Here is a 21,160-nt window from a genome sequence, read left to right on the forward strand (position 1 = left end):
GGCGTTTATGTTGAGAACACAAGAAGTTCAAAATGTATTTGAAGTGAATCAACAGGGAGAAGAGTTCAACGTTCAACTCGATGGTCGTTTATTGTTCAAGCATTCTCCAGCAAAACCATTCATATTTGTTGGCAGTGGTGAAGAGACGATCGATATGTACAGAGGAAATTTCAAAATAAAAGATTACGTGGTTGAGAGAGTTGCACTTCGTTATGCAACAGTAAGACATGAGGGAGAAACGTGCCGGATCGCATTCCGTCACTTCTCCCACGATCACGAACTCCTTACGATGGTACTGAAAAAAGATGGAGAAGGTCTACGCGTTTCGTTTGAGCTAGTCGATCCTCTATTTAATCGTTTCTGGGTCCGGGTCGCTGCAGACGAGAGCGAGAAAATCTATGGCTGTGGTGAACAGCTTTCCTACTTTAACCTGCGAGGAAAGAACTTTCCACTGTGGACCTCAGAGCCTGGGGTTGGAAGAAACAAATCAACGTACACGACTTGGCAGGCTGACGTGAAAGATCAGGCTGGAGGAGATTACTATAATACGAACTATCCTCAGCCAACCTACGTATCTACGAATAAATACTTCTGTCATGTTGAGACAACAGCGTTTGCAGATTTCGATTTTCAGCGAGGTGATTTCCACGAGCTACACATTTGGGAAGCACCAGCGTCGATTCTTTTTGAAACGGGTGAGTCGTATAAAAGTTTAGTAGAGAAGCTAACCGCTCGTCTGGGAAGACAGCCTGAGCTTCCAGACTGGACGTTCGATGGTATCTGGCTTGGTATGCAGGGTGGAACGGAGATCGTTCAGGAAAAAATTGATCGCGCGCTAGAGAAAGGGATGAAGATCGGGGCGCTGTGGTGCCAGGACTGGCAAGGGAAACGTGAAACTTCGTTCGGTAAGCGCCTTATGTGGAATTGGAAATGGAACCCTGAGATGTATCCTGAACTAGACCAGAAAATCAAAGAGTGGAAGCAGCAAGGAATCAAATTTCTCGGCTACATTAATCCGTATGTTGCAGTTGAAGGACACCTTTATAAAGAAGCATATGAAAAAGGATACCTTGCGACATCACTCGATGGAAGCGATTATGTTGTAGACTTCGGTGAGTTCGATTGTGGCGTGGTAGATTTTACGAATGAAGATGCGTGTGAATGGTATCAGAACGTAATCAAAGAAAATATGATTGATTTTGGTATGGACGGCTGGATGGCTGACTTTGGTGAGTATCTCCCGACAGACCTTAAGCTTCATAGCGGAGAGTCCGCAACAATGATGCATAATGCATGGCCAGTGATGTGGGCGAAGGTCAATCATGACGCTGTAAAGAAAGCCGGTCGCTGGGGCGATATCGTTTACTTCATGCGTGCGGGTTATTCCGGAACGCAAGGATATTGTCCACTGCTTTGGGCAGGAGATCAGAGTGTGGATTGGAGTCTTGATGATGGTCTCGCATCCGTTATTCCGGCTGCACTTTCTGCTGGGATGAGTGGAAACGGAGTTCATCATAGTGACATCGGTGGCTACACCAGCCTTCATGGGAACAAGCGAGACAAAGAGCTTCTGCTTCGCTGGGTCGATATGGCTGCCTTTACACCAGTGATGCGTTCACATGAAGGAAATCGCCCGGGTGATTGCTGTCAGTATGATCATGACGAGGAAACGCTGAATCATTTTGTGAAGATGACGAACGTATTCACGACGTTAAAGCCTTATTTAAAAGCACTCACGAAAGAAAATGCTGAGAAAGGAATTCCGATGCAGCGTCCATTATTTATGGAATATGAAAACGACAAGAAAGCTTATGATATCAAGTATCAATACATGCTCGGATCTGATCTTGTGGTCGCACCTGTTTATGAAGAAGGAAAGGACAAGTGGAGTGTCTATTTGCCTGAAGATGAATGGGTTCACTTCTGGAGCGGAAAAGAGACGAATGGCGGAACGGTTGAAGTTGATGCACCGCTTGGAGAAACGCCAGTCTTTTATCGTAAAAACTCTTCATATGGGGAGCTTTTTAAAGAAGCTGCCAAAAGGAAATGGTGATGAAGAAGAATGAAAGGTAATAACCTATTTAAAAAGGTTATTACTTATGATATAGTGTGTGTAACGAACAGCTAAGAAAGGTTGTGACCAATCATGCCAAAAACGAGCATTTTATACGTACCGATCGGAAGAAAAACATTTGATCTTGAAGCGGGTGAAGTTCAGAGAAAGAAAAGCTCTGAATTTCTCCACAGCGTAACAGAGAACGTTATTGAACCAGAGGGAATCATCACGTCTCCGGAGGATCTTGAAAAGTTTCTTGAAACCGTTAACAGTGAAGAAATTATCGCAAGCATCTATCAAAGCGTCACATTCGCGGATGGGGAATTTGTTGAAGCGCTCATTAAAAAGGTAGACGACGCACCAGTTATCGTTTGGTCTGTTAGAGAACCGAGTGTTGGCGGAAGGTTAAGACTGAATTCACTTACTGGTGGAAACAGCACAAGCCATGTTCTCCGCTGTGCGAAACACCCGTTCAGCTTTGTATTTGGAAATGCAGACGAAGCACAGGTTCAAAAGCGTGTGAAGGTTCAACTCAAAGTTCAGAAAGTAATCGAAGATCTGAAAGGCCTACGCATCGGTGTTATCGGAGAGCATCCTCCAGGCTTCTTCTTCTCAGGAACAGATGAAGAAGCGCTTCATAAACAGCTTGGGGTAACGGTGAAAAATTTTGATCTCAACAAAGCGTTTGAAGAATGTGTGAAGCTTCCTCGTGAAAAATGGGAAGGGGCGATTGAACGAGCTGAGCAACAGGTAATCGGCCTTAACCGCAATGAAGAAACGGTTCAACGTTTCGCTCAGTTCACTACATATGTTCAGGAGAAGATCGATGAAGCAGATGTATCGGCACTTGCGATACGCTGCTGGCCAGACTTTTTCAATGAACTTGGCGCAGCTGCTTGTTCGACACTTTCTCAGTTCACCGAAGATGGTGTGGTGTCGTCATGTGAATCAGATATTCACGGCTCTGTTTCCATGTTCATCCTTCAGCAGTTAACAGGAAGCGCACCGTATCTTGGTGACATGGTACATGTGAATGAAGCAAGTAACTCTGTTGTGTTCTGGCACTGCGGGGCAGGAGCATATTCACTAGCACACCCTGATCAAGGAGCAAAACCAGGGGTGCATCCGAACCGTAAGCTTGGCTTTACGATGGAATTTGGTTTAAAGCCAGGTCGCGTGACGATGTTCCGTGTTGGGTACACACCAGATGGTTACCGCCTTCTCGTAATGAGAGGAAACGCACTCGATACACCGCAGCGTTTCAACGGAACGTCAGTAGAAGTAGAGCTAGAAACAGAAATTAACGATACGTTGTACGGATTGATGGAAGAAGGCTTCGAACCGCACTATGCGATCGTTTATGATGATGTGGCTGACGAGTTAGTCGAGCTTGGAAAACAGCTAGGACTAAAGACCACTGTCTATACAAAGAACTGAAGGGAGTGGGGTGCATGAAGAAGGTTGCCGTTGGCCAGGCCGGGGGACCTACGGCCGTAATCAATGCTACTCTCGCAGGGTTTGTAAAAGAGGTTGAACGCGATCACTCCCTGCTTTTTATTAAGAATGGCTATGAAGGATTAGCAAAAGGAAGCTACTATGAATGCGATAAGGAGATGTTGAAGAGCATTTCCCTTCATCGCGATGTACCAGGTGCGTGCCTCGGTTCAGGACGCTTCCCTCTTACGGATGACCACATTGAAAGTGGCGTTCGTCGACTGAAAAAAGAGGGTGTAGATGCGCTCGTTTTTATTGGCGGGAACGGCACGATGGAGGCACTGAAAAAAATAGATAGAGAAGCAAAAAAGCAACAATACCCTTTGCAGGTGTTAGGACTTCCGAAAACGGTCGACAATGATCTCGGTGAAACGGATCATGCACCTGGATTCGGAAGTTCGGCAAGGTATGTTGCACAGGCGACGAGAGATATGAGTCGTGATCTTGCATCGATGAAGAATTTTGAAAAGGTACGCGTGCTCGAGACGATGGGAAGAAATGCTGGCTGGTTAGCTGCTGCCTCAGGGCTACTTCAACAGTATGATGAAGAAGGCCCGCACGTTATCGCGATTCCAGAACGCCCGCTAAAGAAGGAGACCCTTTTAGAAGGTGTAACGAATGCCCTTAGTCGCTACGGCCATGCGACTGTTGTTGTGAGTGAAGGCGTGACTTGGAGTGAAGGGTCACAGGTACAACGAGAAATCGTCGATGGGAGACCGGTTCTTGGTGGTATCTCAAATGAAATCGCAGCGTTTTTGAAAAAAGAATGCAATGTGATGACGAGAGCAGAGCTTCTCGGAATGAATCAGCGCAGCTTTTCAGCCGTTGTATCTGACATCGATCGCGAAGAAGCTTATACTGTAGGTAGAGTTGGTGCAGAATGGATTCGTGATGGATTGTCCAATGTGATGGTTTCGATCACTCGTCATTCCCACCATCGATATACTGCTCGTATGATTCCCGTTCAGCTTGAGGATGTTGTAAAAGCGGGCGAACGTGTCATGCCAGAGCAGTTCATCCAGAATCGAAAGCTGTACTATGAGTGGTTGAAGCCGCTGATAGGAGAGGATGTGTCAATCTATCCTCCACCGCTAAAAGGAGACGAAGTATATGTCGAATGAACAGTTTACTAAAGGTGAAGCACTCTACCTACAAATAAAAGATATCTTAATCGATCGTATTCAAAATGGCTCGTGGAAAGCAAACGAATTGATTCCTACCGAACAGGAATTAATTAAAGAATTTGGGGTGAGTCGGACAACGATACGCCAGGCAATCACGGTCCTTGTACAAAACGGTCTACTTGAAAAGAAACAGGGGCGAGGTACGGTCGTGAAACCGCAACAGCTCGTTGGAAATCTCGGGCAGCTAAAAGGTTTCGCAGAGGAAGTGATGGAGCGCGGATCTGTTCCACGATCGAAACTGATTCGAGCTGAATTCAAAACGAACCTTTATCACGAAAGGGAAATGCTTCAAGTGCCTGAAGATGCGCCTATACTATTAATAGAAAGAATCCGTTTTTCAGATGATACGCCTGTTGCACTCGAGCGAAGCTGCTGGCCAGAAGAAATTGGGCAACTTTTAATGAAGCATGATTTAAATGAAGCGAAGTATTATGAAATCTTGGAGAACGATCAAATCTACTTAAATCGCGCAAACGAACGCATCGCGGCTATGAATGCGACGATCGATGAAGCAGATTTGCTTGCGATTCGACCTGGGGAAGCGTTGCTCGAGATGACGCGTCTAAGCTACGGACTAAATGATCATCCGATGGAATACACAAGAACGAAATATAGAAGTGATCAGTACCACTATCATATTGAACTGAAACGATAAGAAGGGAGCATATCACATGCCATTTATTGATGGAAAAACGATGCTTGACCACGCTTTTCAAAACGGATACGGAGTAGGTGCGTTCAGCGCACATAACGCAGAGACGGTTGTTGCAATCTTGGAGGCGGCGCATGAAGAAAAAGCCCCTATCATGATTCAGGTGGGGCAAAAGGTCATCCAAACACTTGGAATGGAAGCTTTGAAAGGACTTATCGATACGTACGAAAAAGACTACAACGTGCCGGTCGCAATCCACCTCGATCATAGTCGTCAGTTCGAACAAACGATGCAAGCTGTTCAAATGGGCTTTCAGTCTGTTATGTTCGATGGCTCTGGTCTTTCATTCGAAGAGAATACCACTACAACGAAAAAAGTTGTTGATATCGCACGAGCACTTGGCATTGGATCAGAAGGTGAAATTGGTAAGATCGGTGGTACTGAGGATGACATCACGGTCGATGAAAAAGATGCACTAATCACGTCGACTGAAGAAGCGGTTTCATTCGTTGAGGCAACGGATGTTGATTATCTTGCTGTCTCGATCGGAACGGCACATGGCATCTATAAACAAACGCCGAACCTTCGCTTTGATCGCTTAAAAGAAATCGTAGACGCGGTAAAACGCCCGGTTGTTCTTCACGGAGGCTCTGACGTACCAGATGCGCAAGTACAACGTGCGATTTCACTTGGAATTGCGAAGATTAACGTGGATACAGAACTTCGTCAGGCATTTACAAGAGGCGTACAAGAAGCATTTGCTGAGAATCGTGATGATATCGTACTTGCAAGCACACTGGGACGCGGTCGAGAGCGTATGAAGGAGAAAGTTCAGGAGAAGATTCGTGTATTTGGTAGCCAGAACAAGGCAGAAGAACTTTTAACAAACAAAAAGGTCATTACCATTTCCTAAGGAGGATGATGAATCGATGAGTACACAAACTTCAGTACGTACATATGGCTTGTACATTAATGGCGAATGGCGGGAGAAATCACAGACGGACGATGTATTGAATAAGTACACACAAGAAGTAAGTGCAAAAACAGCGGCAGCTGAAAAACAGGATGTAATTGACGCAGTTGACTCGGCTAAAAAAGCATTAAAGATACCTTTCTCACCATATGATCGCTATAGTGTATTGATTAAGGCAGCGGCTACGCTTCGTGCACGTCAAGATGAGCTTGGTGAAGTACTCGCGAAAGAAGTTGGAAAACCACTTGCTGAGTGTAAGGGGGAAGTCGGACGTGCGGCCCTGACGCTTGAAGTATCTGCTGAGGAAGCAAAACGCATCCACGGTGAAGGCGTTCCTGTTGAAGCAGCACCAGGATCTGAGAAGCGTCAGGCATTTACAAGACGTTTTCCGATCGGTGTTGTAGCCGCAATCACACCATTTAATGTTCCACTAAATCTTGTTTGTCATAAGATTGGACCAGCAATCGCAGCTGGAAACAGTGTTGTATTGAAACCAGCAGAAGTGACACCGGTCAGCGCGATCATCTTAACGGAAATCATGGAAGAAGCAGGTCTTCCTGCTGGACGTTTAAACCTCGTGACAGGTGAAGGTGCTACAGTGGGCGAATGGTTGATTTCGAATCAAGACGTGAATATGTTTACCTTCACAGGAAGTCCACGTGTCGGACAGTACATTCGTGAAAAAGCAGGTCTTCGTAATGTTTCACTCGAGCTTGGAAACAACTCAGCAACGATCGTTCACAGTGATGCTGATGTTGAAACTGCAGCGACGCTTGCTGCTCAGAAAAGCTTTAACAATGCTGGTCAGGTATGTATCTCTGTTCAGCGTGTGTATGTACATGAAGATATTTACGAACGATTCCTTGCGAAAATGAAGGAAGTTACAGAGAGCTTGGTTCTCGGAGATCCGATGGATGAAGCTACGGACATTGGTCCTATGATCGCTGAGCGTGAAGCGATTCGTGTGGAGAACTGGGTGAACGAAGCGATCGAGCAGGGTGCTACAATTGAAAGTGGCGGAAAGCGTGACGGGGTATTCTATCAACCTACAATTCTCTCAAACGTGAACGACGATATGAAGGTATGCCGTCAGGAAGTCTTTGGTCCGGTCGTTGCGGTGAGTACCTATCGCTCAGAGGATGATGTGATCGCTCGAGTAAACGACTCGGAATACGGTCTTCAAGCAGGTTTGTTTACGAACGATCTCGCATTTACGTTGAAAGCAATCAATGAAGTTCACGTAGGTGGCCTTATCATCAATGATACATCCGGTTACCGTGTGGATCACATGCCATATGGCGGAGTTAAGAAGAGCGGCACAGGAAAAGAAGGTCCCCGCTATGCGATTGAAGAAATGACAGAAGAGAAAATTGTCGTATTTAACGGTTAGAATGAGAAGGGATCCAGATTATTGGATCCCTTTTTCTAAGTAATAGCCGCGTTAAAAGGTAAAGGAGAATGAGTATGTCGATCGTCACGATTTTGTTACCGATCTTTTTTGTATTTGGTGTGGGGTATATTGCACAGCGCTTTTTGAAGCTTGAAACAAAGGTTCTTTCTAATCTTGCGTTGTATGTTCTAGTGCCATTCCTTGTGTTTCGTACGTTCTATGAACAGGAAATCGATTCATCTTATGGCTACCTCTCGCTCTACATGCTGGGGCTCTGTTTCGCATTGATCGCGATCGTTAGCATTCTATCGAAAATCTATCGATTCACAGAGTCAGAACGATGCGGGCTTGTCCTATCGAGCGCATTTATGAATAATGGAAACTATGGAACACCGCTCATACTCTTTTTATTTGGGACGGTAGGAATGGATACGGCAATCGTTCTGATGGTACTCCAGCAGCTGTTGATGAGTACGCTTGGCGTCTATTATGCTGCAAAAGGCAGTCCAGATCACGATGGATTTAAGGCAGCACTTCGAGCAGTGAGGCGCATGCCGATGGTATATGGTGCTATTATTGGCTTGTTGTTTCAATGGTTACATATTCCTCTTGGCACGATAGCTGGAGGGGTTGATTTAATCGCAGACGCTGCAATACCGGTCATCATGGTAACGCTCGGGATGCAGCTTCGGAACATTACAGTGAAATCGATTGACTGGAAAAAACTATCGACAGCTCTTTCTCTTAAACTAATGATTGCACCAATAATCGCAGCATGCATCGTGCTGGTAATGCCGGTTGATACCATGACAAAGCAAATCATGATCATCATGGCAGCAACTCCAACGGCCGCAAATACAACGATGTATGCCATTCAGTTTCATACTGAACCACAGAATGTTTCGAGTGCAACATTGGTTTCAACCTTATCTAGCCTAGTCACTATGCCAGTCGTAATTTATTTAACGACGACTTTTGTGTAGATTAGAGACGTGCTCATATCTAAACAAAACCGCCTGGAAAATCTCCAGGCGGTTTTCTTATCTACCTCACTCCTCATAATAAGGATAACTAATCAAGTTAGTGAAAATCCGATATCCACCAGGTACCTGATTCTGAATCTGACGGTACCATACTAAATTCGTATAAATGTACGTTCCTTCTCCGTAGTTTGCTTTCAGTAGTCCACCTTCAAATGCATCTTCACCTGGATCAGCGACGCTTACATATGTTTCGAATTCATCTGACCAGTTCATTGGGAAGTAAAGTCCTCTTTCTTGTACCCAGCCTTCCCAGTCAGATTGCTTAATCGAGTTGGGATAATTGAAGATCGTCGCTTCTGGTTTTAATACGTTAATTGGAGCATCTTCATCGGTAACGCGCCACTTGATGGAAGGCTGTCCGATTTCGAGTTTATAAGGTGCCGTTGTGTTCGTGTCCCAGTTATCCCATGGTTTGTTGTATTGCACAACTAGGTGACCGCCATTGTTGACGTATTCTAATAAGCGCTCGTTATGCTGTAGCAGATCATCTCTTGATAGATAAGCTCTGATTCCTGTTACGATCGTATCGTATTTGGAAAGATCTCCTTGAGCTAAGTCCTGCTCGCTTAATTGGGTAATGTCCATACCAACGTTTGACAATTGATCTGCAACTTTATCAAAGCCGCTATCGACATAACCGATTTTAAGACCCTCAGGATATTCAAGTGGAAAAGCAACGCCATTAACAGCAGCATCAGATACATAATAGTTTGTTCCAATATGGTCATATTGAATGAGTTGAATGTTTTTGCTGATTGTCTCGTTTCCAATTTGAGCTTGTGGAACGATCTGAAATTCTCCTTCTTCTACATTTTGTGGAGGGGACAGTGTAAACGAAACGGTCTTCATCTTTTCATCTGACGCAAATGAGACTTGCTGCAATTCTGGTTCAGATGTCCATCCTTCTGGGAGTTGAAGTGTTACGTCTGTATCCATAGCACCTTCCACAAACTTCTCTACGTTTACATCCATCGCAACATGGTCTTCAACTTCTTTTGTGTTTATGACTAAGTTTTCAGGGGCGGGTTTCACTGATACCTCTGGAAGCAATGCTACTCGTTCTTCTGGTGTAAACGTTTTGGTTAAAGTTCCACCTTTTGTTTTAAAACTTATATCAGCTTCAATGGCGTTTGGCGTGTAGGCGTCATAATAGTTTCGTGAAGCAGCAGTTACGTTGAAATCGAATGTTTGATGATCGCCAGGTGCTAACGTTAACGTAAAGTGCTGTCCTTTAACGGTCCATTCTTTAGGTATGGAAAGCGTAGCTGATAGATCCTTGATTTTAGAAGTACCATTATTCGTAATAGAGACGCTTACATTTGTAGAGTCATTAGGAGTTAATTGCGGATCGGCTACCTCTACATCTACTTCCAACTGTGCAGCTGTAAAAATAGTGGTTGATAGCTGTTCTTCTTTTACTTGAAGCTTATGGGTTAGGGTGTTACGCAAATCATCAGAAAGTTTCTTATCCTTATTCATATGTTTTTTGATTTTTTGCAGCTGTTTGTACGCATTTTCACCTTGCGATAGTACTTTTTGATGATTAGGATAGGCGCTTTTCACCTTTTCAAGATCTTGTTGAAGGTGGATCAGTTTCTGTTTGTACTTATTGCCCCCTTTTGAAAGGGTGTTAGCGTAATCCGCGAAATCGTAGGGAATGTTTTCATAGATGCTCTCTTCATGTTCTGGAATATCGCCAACCGTTGATTTAACTAGCTCTAGATTGACAGTTTCTGGACCATCTCCAACATCTCTTCCCATTCCTTGAGATTCGTGTAAGTAGCGGGCTTTTTCACCAAGTTGCGGGTAGGTCATGTCATAGTGTTCGTCATAGATTCCGATTTGAATGTAAGTTGTGGTTTGATCTTCTGTTTCAGCAGGGAGGTAAAGTTTCTTTACTTGCCATGTGGTTAAGCCATCTTCAAGCTGTTCAGGGAAAACAGAAGAGTCGGCTGCACCTTCATATGCTTTTAGGGTAAGTTCTGTCATAGCGCGGTGGTGACCATGCTGGGTGTCAACGTTTCGAAAAGAGGGCATCATGATGTCTGGTTTGAATGCACGAATGTTTTGAATGAGTCGTTCGTAGGTTTCCGTTTCACCCCACTTGTTCAGTGTTTCTTCAGGTGTTTTGGAGAAACCAAAGTCTTTAATACTGTCTTCAAAGTCTTCATTTAAGAAAAAGGTGTCAATTCCAAGTACTCTTGATGAAGCTTGTAATTCGTTTGTTCGAATGATCCCTAATCCATCGCCGAGTTCACTACCGATTTCATTTTGACCACCCTGTCCACGAGTAGCAAGAAGAAAGGACGTATCCACTCCTTGTCCTCGAGATAAATAAGCAAGGAAATGACTACGCTCATCATCAGGATGAGCACCCGTGTTCATAAAGCTTGCGGTTGTTGTAAGTGGAACAACAGATTCCCATAGTGCTAAGTTTGAATCTTGTGTAGATGACTCTTCTGCAAAACTAAGGGTGGAGCTTGGACCAAAGGCAGAAAGGATCAAAACCAACGACAATAACATCTTCCCCAGGTTCTTCAACTAAATCCTCCTTAATCTCCTAATTCGAATTAGTTAGTAAAGATTTATAACTAACTTAAAACCATTGTAACCAGAATCATCCAATAAATGGAACCTACTTTCGTACTGTATGGATAGTCAATTAGTCACAATTTAACAAAATATAAATAATTTTCTAAATTTATATTAAACAACAGCAATTTGAAGCATTATTGAGCATATTCAATCTAAGTTTGATAGAAGGATAATAAACAGTATTTTACATTTTTTATCTCACCCGTTATAAATGAAAGTAATCGTTAGTTAGTAATCTTAACTAACCAAAGACACGGATATTATTTTTTATCATCTATAAAGGAGCACACTTTTATGCAAAAGAGCGATGCCGCATCTATCAAAAATATAAATAAACAACTTGTGTTGAGTTGCATACGTCATTTCGAACCCATTTCTCGCTCGCAAATTTCCAAAAGGATTCAAATAAGTAAACCATCTGTTTCTCTTATGGTAGAGCAGTTGCTACAGGAGGGATGGATTGAGGAGAAAGGTCCTGGAGAGTCAACGATTAGTGGCGGAAGAAAGCCTGTTCAGCTGGTTTTTAATCCGAAAGCAGCTTATGTGATTGGAGTTGATATCGGGGGAACAAAAGTCGCTTCAGGAATAACGTGTCTAAATGGAAAGGTTCACGCCTATCGGGAATTTGCAACTAGCGATTACCTGTCAAAAGACTTGTTTAAGCGCTTACAGAAAGACGTGTCGAGTATGCTTGAAGATCTTTGGTTAAGCAATAGTGAGATTCTTGGCATGGGGATTGGCGTTCCAGGTGTAACAAATGTGGAGCAGGGCATTGTGCTGGATGCTCCAAGTTTGAAGTGGAAGCGTTACCCCGTTCGCAAAATAGCGAGTGAGTATTTTTCGTTTCCAGTTTATGTAGAGAATGATGTGAATACGAGCGTTCTTGGTGAGCAATGGCTTGGTGCTGGCAAGTCGTTACGGAATATCATCTTTATTTCTGTTGGGACTGGAATTGGGAGCGGCATGATCATTAACGGAAAGCTGTTCCGGGGTAGTAATTTCAGTGCAGGCGAGATGGGGTACCTTGTGACAGACTATGAAAATGCTAAAAGCTATCATCCTACTTATGAGGGGTATGGCTTTCTGGAAAGTGTAGCAAGTGGTTCATCCATTGGTCATAAGCTCTCTGCTGTAAAGAATCAAACGGTAACAGCAAAGGAAGCATTTACCCTTTGGAAAAAAGGTGATGAATCTGCGCAGAAAGTCATTGAAGAAGCGGTAGAGCAACTAGGTTATGGTATCGCAAATTACGTATCATTATTCGATCCTGATCTAGTCATTATAGGAGGTGGTGTAAGCGAGTCGTTCGATGATTATAAGGCATCATTGATTGAGATTGTTGAGCATTTCACACCTCAGAGTTGCAAAATTGTGCGGTCAACGTTTGGAAAAGAAGCAGGAATCGTGGGAGCAGTGGCACTATTTCTAGAGGAACATGATTCGATTATTCGATTATGAGAAAGGAGCAACTTGTTTATGAAACGAAATCGTCGTTGGATGGGTTTACTGGTAGCTATGCTTGTGTTTGGAATAATCCTAACTGGATGTATGGCAGGAAATGAGGAAGCGAGTGGAGATGGTAATTCGGGGTCTGATAGTGAAGGGGATTTAGAAGATAAGGTTGTTGTTTATTCTCCTCATGGAAAAGATATCTTGAGTGAATTTGAGAAGCAATTCGAAGCTGAATATGATGTTGATATGGAATTCCTTGATCTTGGTTCACAAGAAATTCTAGACAGAGTTCGATCAGAGAAGAATAACACGCAGGCAGACATCTGGTGGGGGGCTCCCCAAGTGATGTTTGACGAAGCGAAGGCGGATGAACTTCTTCAGAAATATGAGCCAACCTATGCTGATTCGTTAGATGATATGTACCACGATGAAGAGTGGTATTGGACAGGTACTTCCCAAACACCTGAAGTGATCCTTTATAACAACAAAGAGATATCGGAAGAAGAAGCTCCTAAGGATTGGGATGATCTAATCGATCCTAAGTGGGAAGATGAATTAATTATTCGTTATCCGCTTGCATCAGGGACAATGCGAACAATCTATTCGTCTATCATTTACAAGGATTTTAAAGAGTCTGATAGCCCTGATGCTGGATATGAATGGCTACAGAAATTAGACGAGAATACGAAGGAATACGCGGCGAATCCAGAAATTATGTACAACCAAGTAGCGAAAGGTGTAGGGAATCTATCCGTTTGGAATATGCCAGATACCGTAATGCTTGCTGAAGAAAAAGGCTACCCGTTTAGCTATGTGATTCCAGAGAGTGGGACGCCGGTGTTGACGGAAGGTATTGCGATTGTTGAAGATGCTCCACACCCAGAAGCAGCAAAAGCATTTTACGAGTTTGTTAATTCAGAGGAAGCTGCTAAGTTATTAGCTGAGAAATATTACAGAATTCCGACGCGTGACGATATTAGTGATCTTCCGAAGTGGATTGAAGAGACAGAAATTAATGCGATGGAGATTGATTGGGAGGTTTTCCAAGAGAAATCTGATGAGTGGATGGAATACTGGGATAACAACATTAAGAACAGTGATAAGCAAAAAGAGGAATAGACCTCCAGAAAGAGGAGTTGTTGGTTATGACAGCAGTAACCTTATCAAATATAACAAAACAGTTTGGCGATGTAACGGCCGTTAAAGAGTTAGATATCACAATCAAAGAAGGGGAGTTTTTTACTTTTCTTGGGCCAAGTGGATGCGGAAAAACAACAACCCTTAGGATGATTGCAGGATTCTATTATCCCTCTACAGGAAAAGTGAAGTTCAATGATCGGGATATGACGACAGTGTCGCCGGAAAAAAGAAATACGGGCATGGTTTTTCAAAACTATGCCCTTTTCCCTCATATGACAGTTTTTGAAAACGTGGCTTTTGGATTGAAAGTAAGGAAAGTGAATAAAGGTGAAGTGAAAAGAAGAGTAGAGGATGTATTAGAAAAAGTGCACTTAAAGCCTTTTATTGATCGCCAGGTGAGTCAGTTAAGTGGTGGACAGCAGCAACGGGTTGCTTTAGCAAGAGCACTGGTAATTGAGCCAGACATTCTCTTACTTGATGAGCCACTTAGTAACCTTGATGCGAGATTACGAGATGAAATGAGAAATGAAATTCTTCGTCTGCAGCGGGAGTATGGTATCACAACAATTTATGTGACGCATGATCAGGTCGAAGCGCTTACGATGAGTGATCGCATCGCTGTATTTAATGTTGGAAACTGCCAGCAGATCGGTACTCCAACGGAGATTTACAATCAGCCGGTGAATGATTTTGTTGCTGAATTTATTGGGGAGACAAACCTCTTTGAGGTGAAAAGAAGTGAGGGGAGTCTTAACCTGTTTTGTGATGCATTAAATCTTCAAGTGGTTGCTGATAGCAGTATACAAGAAGAATTTGATGAGAACAAAAGATTCAAGATGTCTGTACGGCCTGAAGCAATAGCTATCTCTAAAACTCGGCTTGAAGGAGATAACGTTTTAGTAGGAGTAGTGGATCTTGTTCAATTCACAGGTGAATCAGTTCATAGTTTCATTAAAGTAAACAATGGTCGCACTACCTTAAAAGTAACAGATTTAAATCGCGGACCGAGTACATATTTGAAAGAGGGATTTGAACTATATGTTCAATTACCACCTGACCAGGTTCGTATTGTACCTGTGGCGAAGGAGTGATCTAGGATGTTAACTGCAGAGAAGAGAAAAACAATTCTGTTACTGATCCCGATCATCTTTGTATTGGTTGGCTATGTTCTATACCCAACAATAGAAACGTTTATCGAGAGTTTTAAACAAAACGGAATAGTATCAATTCAAAATTATGTAGATTTTTTCGGACCTAAAGCGCAGGCAAATTTAGAAGCCCTATGGAATTCGGTATACATATCATTGTTATCGGTATTGTTAAGCGCATGTATCGGTATCCCTTTAGCTTTTATCTTTACTAGATATAACTTTCCGGGGCGATCCTTTTTTTCGGGAATCGCAATTATGCCGATCGTTCTCCCGTCACTTGTCGGAGTTATGGCGTTTATGTGGTTGTATGGTGAAGTAGGGCTTGTTCCCCTTGCCATTCAAGATCTATTCAATCTAGAAGAAGTCCCATTTAGTATTGGTGGTGTTACAGGTATACTCCTGGTCCACGCCTATACGATGTACCCTTATTTCTACATGACGGTTTCATCCGCACTTAATAATGTTGATCCGTCGCTTGAAGAGTCTGCAGCAAATCTAGGATCAGGACGCTTTGGTGTGTTCTGGAAAGTTACGTTTCCTTTATTAACTCCTGCATTAGTTGCTGCATCCTTGCTTGTCTTTATGGTGTCGATGGCGTCCTTTAGTGCACCATTTCTTCTAGCGGGTGGCTATCGGGTTCTAAGCTTACAAATCTATTTCTCCAAAATTAATGGAGATCTAGAAATGGCAGCTACTCAATCTGTTATTCTTTCAGCTGTTTCTATTAGTTTTCTATTGTTTATGCGCTGGTTTCAGAATCGCAGAGACTATCGAATGGGATCAAAGGGGATCGGTGCTCATCGCAGTGAAGTAAACAATCCAATTTTGAAATGGATTATGGTGACGATTGGAATCGTAGCTATGGTTGTCCTATTATTGCCACACGCTGTATTGGCGATTCTATCTTTTGTTCCAGAAGGAGCATGGACGTGGCAAAAGTACCCTTCAACTTTCAACTTAGAAAATTATCGTTTGTTGTTTGAAGATCCAAATATCTGGGACCCAGTTCGTAATAGTTTAATCATGGCATTCGTAGCATGTTTAGGATGTTTTGTGTTTGGGATCATTACTTCCTATGCTCTTGTGAAAAGGAAGTTCTTCGGTAAGAACTTACTTGATATTCTGGTTATGCTACCTTGGGCATTGCCAGCAACCGTTGTAGGGATGAACCTAATACTGGCTTTTAACAGCAAGTCTATCTTCTCCTTTGGACAGGTTCTTGTAGGGACATTCTGGATCTTGCCACTTGCCTATTTTATTCGATTTATTCCACTGGTGGTTCGATCTACGAACGCTGTATTGGAGCAAATGGATGATTCGATTGAAGAAGCGGCTCAGAATCTAGGTGCGAGATGGTTATATACATTCAGAAGGGTTGTCTTGCCGATCATTATGCCAGGCGTTTTAAGTGGAACACTTCTTGCATTTGTGCAGGCAGTAGGAGAATTTCCAACATCTGTACTGCTGTATACGCTCGATAATCGACCGATCTCAATCGAAATTATGAACCAGTTGAGGATGTTCAACCTTGGACAAGCAGCAGCTTACGGCATGATTCAGGTTGGACTAATCGCGATCGTTATGATCATTTCGTATAAGTTCTTTGGTGTTAAATCAGAAAATACGCTTTAGTAAAGTGAGGTGGAAACGTGAGTAAGAGGAAGGTAGATTTCGAGTTAGAAGACGGTGCAGCATTTCCAGGGAAAACATATGTAAACGAACTCCTTAAACCGGTCTTTAAAGATCAGCGGGACTACTTGTTTGATGCCATGTTTATGATTCACCGCGCCCATACGACGATGCTGAAAGAGCAAGGAATTATTACGGAAGAAGATGCTAAGCAAATTCTAGACGGAGTGAATCAAGTTGCTAAGATGGAGAAGGATTTACTAAACTATATGCCTGAGTATGAAGATCTCTTCTTTCTTGTGGAGGCAGAGATTGCGAAACTCATTGGTAGCGATTTAGCTGGGAAGATGCATATTGCTCGGAGTCGAAATGATATGGGAGAAGCGATGTATCGCATTGTTATCCGAGATCATATGATCGACCTTTTAGAACATTTACAGAAGCTAGGTCAATCACTTGTTACAGAAGCAGAGGATCATATCCATACTATTATGCCTGCACATACTCATACGCAACCGGCTCAGCCGACCACTTTTGGTCATTATTTGCTTGCGATTTCAGATAATCTATCAAGAGATGTGGAAAGAGTATGGCAAACCTACCATACTGTAAACCAGTCACCGATGGGGGCAGCTGCCATTACGACAACTGGATTTCCAATTAGTCGAGAACGAATGGTAGAGTTACTAGGCTTCGATGACATGATGGAAAATTCATACGATGCGATAGGAACTGGAGATTACTTAATCGAAACAGCTCTTTCGTTAGTTAGCTTAATGACCAACATGGGCAGGTGGATTCAAGAGTTTCTTCGAATGGCGTCAAATGAGGTAGGGCTGTTGAAAGTTTCTGATGCTTACGTTCAAGTGAGTAGCATTATGCCGCAGAAAAGAAATCCTGTCTCATTAGAACATTCCAGAGCTCTAGCTAGCAGTGCAGTAGGTGAAGGATTAAGCGTCATCCAAATGATTCACAATACGCCGTATGGAGATATTGTAGATACAGAGGATGACTTACAGCCACATCTCTATAATGGGTTCCATAAAGCAAGTCGCGTGTCAAAGCTCTTAACAGCAGTTATTACAACAATGACCTTCAATAAGGAACGAGCACTCCAGCAAGCCAAAACAAATATGATTACGATCACTGAACTCGCGGACGTCTTAGCTAGAGACTATGATGTCCCATTTCGAAAAGCTCACCATCTATCAAGTCTAGTAAGTAAAAAAGCAAATGAGTTAAAGAAAGAGTTAGACGAAGTAACCACGGCTCAAGTAAATGAGTGGATGGTAGACGTACAGATTTCGGAGAAAGATTGGAAGAACATTATAGATCCGAAGAAATTCATCGAGCGAAGAAGCGTGACAGGTGGGCCTAATCCAAAGGTTGTAGAAGAAATGGTGAAGAAAAGGAAAGCGTATTGGAACGATTTAGGTGAGAAGGTTGCAGGCTATTCAACAAAAGTTGAATCTGTGAAAAATGAGTTGAGTAAGTTATGAAAAAGAGCCAGTTCCGTGTACGTTACGTATGGGACTGGCTTTGAATTTTCAGAAGAACTTCGATATCTTCATATCCGTTGGTAATCAGATGACGCAAATGATATAGTAGCCAGGCATTATTTTTAAATTTAAGGGGGGTTAATATGAGAAAGAGTCTCGTATTACTATTTATGGGGGCTATCCTAGTTTTAGGTGCGTGTGGTAGCAACGAGAGTCAAGGAAATACTAGTACTAATGCTAACTCCAGTGCCAATGATTCGAATGAGGAAGGTAAGCAGGAAGAGCCTAAAGACGAAGCAGCTGAAGATGATGGCAATGATACTCTCGATACAATTGGAGAAATAGAAGAAAATGAGGGTGTTAAGGCTAAACTTCTGGGTCTTTGGAATGAAGGACAACCAGTGCATGAAGGAGATTTCAGTGTAACTCTTAATTCAGTTAAATTGATTGAACTTCAAGAGATTGATGAAGAGTTTAAGCAAGGTATCATGATGATGACTAGCACTGATGAGTTAGAAACGCCTGCACAATATCTACAAGTAGAATACACTGTTCAGAATAACACTGACACTGCTGTATGGTGGAATGATATTGATCAAATTCTATTTGGAAAGAAACAGATTGATGTTATGATGAATGACTTCATCATGACTAATGATGAGCCCACTGATACTATTCTTAGTGGTACGGAATACAATGGAACTGTTGGTGTTCTCGTTTCCAATCCTGATGCAGACAATGTGAAACTATCATTCTCAGATGTATATACTGAGGAAGGCATGGACACAGTAGCAAAAACAAAAGAAGTAGATCTTACACTGAATAAGTAAGATTAATAAAGAGAGCCTATTATTGGCTCTCTTTTTTTAGCAAAAGAATTATAGGTTTTCAAGGTATTTTCCTCAAAATTAATCGTTAACCTATTGGTAGATGAGATAATTTCATGTGTTCTTAATTGAATGAAACAGTACAAACAGAGTTTCACCCAATTGGTAAAGAAAAAGCATAACGTTCTACTGTACAGTTTGCCCTTTTTAACATAGAATTAAGATGAGGTGATTGATCTTGGGGTGTTGTTAAAAATAGGTGAATTAGCTGAACTATGTGATGTATCAAAACGTACAGTTGATTATTATACAAAAATAGGTTTGTTGCAGTGTGAGCGATCTGATACGAATTATCGTTTTTATGGGAAAGATGCGATTGAGGATATTAGATTCATTGAACAATGCAAAGAAATGCAAATGACTTTAAAGCAAATTGAACAACGGTTACTAGTAAAGAAGTCTAATCAGGTTGATACAGAAATGATTAGTAATCAAGTGAGGGAAGTAATGGATAGAATGACATATCTGAGTGCTGAATTAGAGGATATTCACGAAAGCGTTGAAAAGTTAGATGCCTCTACCCAGATGAAGATTAAGAAGAGTCTTTCACCTCAGACTGTAGCACTTATTCAATCGCTACTTCTTTACTCAAATTGACGTTGCAATAATGAAAATAGAAAATAGTAAATTAATAGAAACAATAAACTCAGGAGAGTGAAAATTTTTGAATGACATACCACTGGATTCGATTCTTTTATTAGGTTCCTTAATTCTTTTATCAGCTTTTTTCTCATCAGCTGAAACTGCTTATTCAAGCGTAAACAAGATTCGGCTAAGAAACTTTGCAGATGAAGGAAGACGTGGGAGTAAAAGGGCTTTAGCGATTGCCGAAAACTTCGATAAAGCTCTATCAACGATTCTGATTGGAAACAATATTGTCAATATTGCTGCTGCAAGTATTTCAGCTGCTGTAGCAACCGATTTATTTGGCGGAAACACGGGACTTGTTGTGAGTACGGTTGTTATGACTATCTTAATTCTAATCTTTGGCGAAATACTTCCTAAATCGTTAGCTAAGGAACACGCAGAATCTTATTCATTGTTGATTGCTACTGTGTTATACGTTTTAATCAAACTGCTTGCCCCAATTAACTTCTTTTTTGTTAAATTGAAAGTATGGGTATCAAGACTTTTTGCAAAAAGTAGCACAATGCCATCCGTTACAGAGGAAGAACTTAAAGTGATGTTGGACATTAGTCAAGAAGAGGGCGTTATTGATAAGGAAGAAAGAGACCTTATCCATCGCTCGATGGACTTCGATGATACGCTTGCGGGTCAGGTATTAACGCCGAGAATTGACATTGTAGCGATTGATATCGATCAATCAATTGACGAAATGAAAGAGATCTTTTTTGAAGAGAGATTTTCAAGAATACCTGTTTACCAGGATAGTATTGATAATATTATTGGAATACTAACCGAGAAAGAATTTCTTACACATTTGATAAAGTATCAAAACGTTGATGTTAAAGAGCTAATTCGAGAGCCACTGTTTGTAGTAGAATCTATGAAAATTTCCACTTTGCTACCTAAGCTACAAAAGGAAAAAGTGCATATGGCCATTGTCCTAGATGAATTTGGTGGGACGTCAGGGTTAGTGACTTTAGAAGACGTTCTAGAAGAGATTGTCGGGGAAATCTGGGATGAGCAAGATGAGAAATTCACCACGATGCAACGAATCTCTGATAGCAACTATCACTTCGATGCGCAACATCAGCTAGATGATTTCTTTGAACTAATGAATGCGACCCCTCCTGAAAGTTCTTATCACACGATAGGCGGATGGGTCATTGAAAGCCTCGGTACAGTTCCTAACAGCGGAGATTCTTTTTATTATGAGAATTTGAAGATCATAGTCGAACAGGTTGAAGAACGTCGCGTAAGAAAAATTCAAGTGGAAGTTCTGTCGAAGGACCAAACTGAAGATGTGGCGTTAAACGCGTAGAAACTATGAGGTTCCATAAGGTATATAGTTAAGCAAAACGAAGAGTCCAAAACCACGAATGGTTGGACTC

Annotated in this window: 16 protein-coding genes; 15 read left to right on the forward strand and 1 reads right to left on the reverse strand. The window is 42.2% G+C overall.

The annotated features are described in order from the left end of the window. Nucleotides 1-7: 7 nt before the first annotated feature. The 7 genes from AB986_RS15190 (at nucleotide 8) to AB986_RS15220 (ending at nucleotide 8,732) form a co-directional block, all read left to right on the forward strand. Nucleotides 8-2,053 carry an alpha-glucosidase gene (locus AB986_RS15190; protein WP_084006584.1) on the forward strand — a complete coding sequence of 682 codons (2,046 nt, stop codon included), beginning with the start codon at nucleotides 8-10 and terminating at the stop codon, nucleotides 2,051-2,053. Between the two features lie 93 nt (nucleotides 2,054-2,146). Further along, nucleotides 2,147-3,493, forward strand: a complete 1,347-nt coding sequence (sftI, locus tag AB986_RS15195) for a sulfoquinovose isomerase (RefSeq protein WP_048312076.1) — start codon at nucleotides 2,147-2,149, stop codon at nucleotides 3,491-3,493. Nucleotides 3,494-3,507: 14 nt separating this feature from the next. Further along, on the forward strand, nucleotides 3,508-4,671 hold the full coding sequence (locus AB986_RS15200) for a diphosphate--fructose-6-phosphate 1-phosphotransferase (protein ID WP_048312078.1): 1,164 nt from the start codon (nucleotides 3,508-3,510) through the stop codon (nucleotides 4,669-4,671). Continuing rightward, nucleotides 4,661-5,389 (forward strand): GntR family transcriptional regulator, encoded by a 729-nt coding sequence (locus tag AB986_RS15205; protein WP_048312080.1) that lies wholly within the window; start codon nucleotides 4,661-4,663, stop codon nucleotides 5,387-5,389. Before AB986_RS15200 ends, AB986_RS15205 begins: the two co-directional genes overlap by 11 nt. 16 nt (nucleotides 5,390-5,405) lie before the next feature. Next, nucleotides 5,406-6,299, forward strand: coding sequence for a class II fructose-bisphosphate aldolase (locus AB986_RS15210; protein WP_048312082.1), 894 nt, complete (start codon nucleotides 5,406-5,408; stop codon nucleotides 6,297-6,299). Between the two features lie 16 nt (nucleotides 6,300-6,315). Further along, nucleotides 6,316-7,749 (forward strand): aldehyde dehydrogenase family protein, encoded by a 1,434-nt coding sequence (locus tag AB986_RS15215; RefSeq protein ID WP_048312084.1) that lies wholly within the window; start codon nucleotides 6,316-6,318, stop codon nucleotides 7,747-7,749. Between the two features lie 74 nt (nucleotides 7,750-7,823). After that, the gene (locus tag AB986_RS15220) at nucleotides 7,824-8,732 is read left to right on the forward strand and encodes an AEC family transporter (RefSeq protein WP_048312085.1); all 909 of its coding nucleotides are present in this window, start codon (nucleotides 7,824-7,826) and stop codon (nucleotides 8,730-8,732) included. Between the two features lie 66 nt (nucleotides 8,733-8,798). Here AB986_RS15220 and AB986_RS15225 read toward each other — a convergent pair whose 3' ends face one another. After that, a complete protein-coding gene (locus tag AB986_RS15225) occupies nucleotides 8,799-11,333 on the reverse strand; it encodes a PIG-L family deacetylase (RefSeq protein WP_152671005.1) in 2,535 nt (844 codons plus the stop codon). A 348-nt stretch (nucleotides 11,334-11,681) separates the two neighbouring features. Between AB986_RS15225 and AB986_RS15230 the strand changes: the two genes are divergently transcribed. The 8 genes from AB986_RS15230 (at nucleotide 11,682) to AB986_RS15265 (ending at nucleotide 21,090) form a co-directional block, all read left to right on the forward strand. Beyond that, entirely contained in the window at nucleotides 11,682-12,845 is a 1,164-nt protein-coding gene (locus AB986_RS15230; RefSeq protein WP_048312086.1) for an ROK family transcriptional regulator, read from the forward strand. 18 nt (nucleotides 12,846-12,863) lie between these two features. Beyond that, a complete protein-coding gene (locus AB986_RS15235; RefSeq protein WP_048312087.1) occupies nucleotides 12,864-13,958 on the forward strand; it encodes an extracellular solute-binding protein in 1,095 nt (364 codons plus the stop codon). Between the two features lie 26 nt (nucleotides 13,959-13,984). Beyond that, nucleotides 13,985-15,070, forward strand: a complete 1,086-nt coding sequence (locus AB986_RS15240; protein ID WP_048312088.1) for an ABC transporter ATP-binding protein — start codon at nucleotides 13,985-13,987, stop codon at nucleotides 15,068-15,070. A gap of 6 nt (nucleotides 15,071-15,076) precedes the next feature. After that, entirely contained in the window at nucleotides 15,077-16,762 is a 1,686-nt protein-coding gene (locus AB986_RS15245; protein WP_048312089.1) for an ABC transporter permease, read from the forward strand. A gap of 17 nt (nucleotides 16,763-16,779) precedes the next feature. Further along, complete coding sequence (gene argH / locus AB986_RS15250; protein WP_048312091.1) at nucleotides 16,780-18,258, forward strand: argininosuccinate lyase; 1,479 nt, start codon at nucleotides 16,780-16,782, stop codon at nucleotides 18,256-18,258. Nucleotides 18,259-18,401: 143 nt separating this feature from the next. Next, nucleotides 18,402-19,088: a DUF4352 domain-containing protein gene (locus AB986_RS15255; protein WP_048312093.1), complete on the forward strand. Its 687-nt coding sequence runs from the start codon at nucleotides 18,402-18,404 to the stop codon at nucleotides 19,086-19,088. Between the two features lie 240 nt (nucleotides 19,089-19,328). Next, the gene (locus AB986_RS15260; RefSeq protein ID WP_053216212.1) at nucleotides 19,329-19,742 is read left to right on the forward strand and encodes a MerR family transcriptional regulator; all 414 of its coding nucleotides are present in this window, start codon (nucleotides 19,329-19,331) and stop codon (nucleotides 19,740-19,742) included. 67 nt (nucleotides 19,743-19,809) lie between these two features. Further along, nucleotides 19,810-21,090, forward strand: a complete 1,281-nt coding sequence (locus tag AB986_RS15265; protein ID WP_048312094.1) for a hemolysin family protein — start codon at nucleotides 19,810-19,812, stop codon at nucleotides 21,088-21,090. Nucleotides 21,091-21,160 lie beyond the last annotated feature (70 nt).

The organism is Guptibacillus hwajinpoensis, assembly GCF_001039475.1.
Taxonomy (GTDB): Bacteria; Bacillota; Bacilli; order Bacillales; family Guptibacillaceae; genus Guptibacillus; species Guptibacillus hwajinpoensis.

Coding starts and splice junctions, on each gene's coding strand:
- AB986_RS15190 (WP_084006584.1), top strand. CDS start 8: ATGTTGAGAACACAAGAAGTTCAAAATGTATTTGAAGTGAATCAACAG.
- sftI (WP_048312076.1), top strand. CDS start 2,147: ATGCCAAAAACGAGCATTTTATACGTACCGATCGGAAGAAAAACATTT.
- AB986_RS15200 (WP_048312078.1), top strand. CDS start 3,508: ATGAAGAAGGTTGCCGTTGGCCAGGCCGGGGGACCTACGGCCGTAATC.
- AB986_RS15205 (WP_048312080.1), top strand. CDS start 4,661: ATGTCGAATGAACAGTTTACTAAAGGTGAAGCACTCTACCTACAAATA.
- AB986_RS15210 (WP_048312082.1), top strand. CDS start 5,406: ATGCCATTTATTGATGGAAAAACGATGCTTGACCACGCTTTTCAAAAC.
- AB986_RS15215 (WP_048312084.1), top strand. CDS start 6,316: ATGAGTACACAAACTTCAGTACGTACATATGGCTTGTACATTAATGGC.
- AB986_RS15220 (WP_048312085.1), top strand. CDS start 7,824: ATGTCGATCGTCACGATTTTGTTACCGATCTTTTTTGTATTTGGTGTG.
- AB986_RS15230 (WP_048312086.1), top strand. CDS start 11,682: ATGCAAAAGAGCGATGCCGCATCTATCAAAAATATAAATAAACAACTT.
- AB986_RS15235 (WP_048312087.1), top strand. CDS start 12,864: ATGAAACGAAATCGTCGTTGGATGGGTTTACTGGTAGCTATGCTTGTG.
- AB986_RS15240 (WP_048312088.1), top strand. CDS start 13,985: ATGACAGCAGTAACCTTATCAAATATAACAAAACAGTTTGGCGATGTA.
- AB986_RS15245 (WP_048312089.1), top strand. CDS start 15,077: ATGTTAACTGCAGAGAAGAGAAAAACAATTCTGTTACTGATCCCGATC.
- AB986_RS15255 (WP_048312093.1), top strand. CDS start 18,402: ATGAGAAAGAGTCTCGTATTACTATTTATGGGGGCTATCCTAGTTTTA.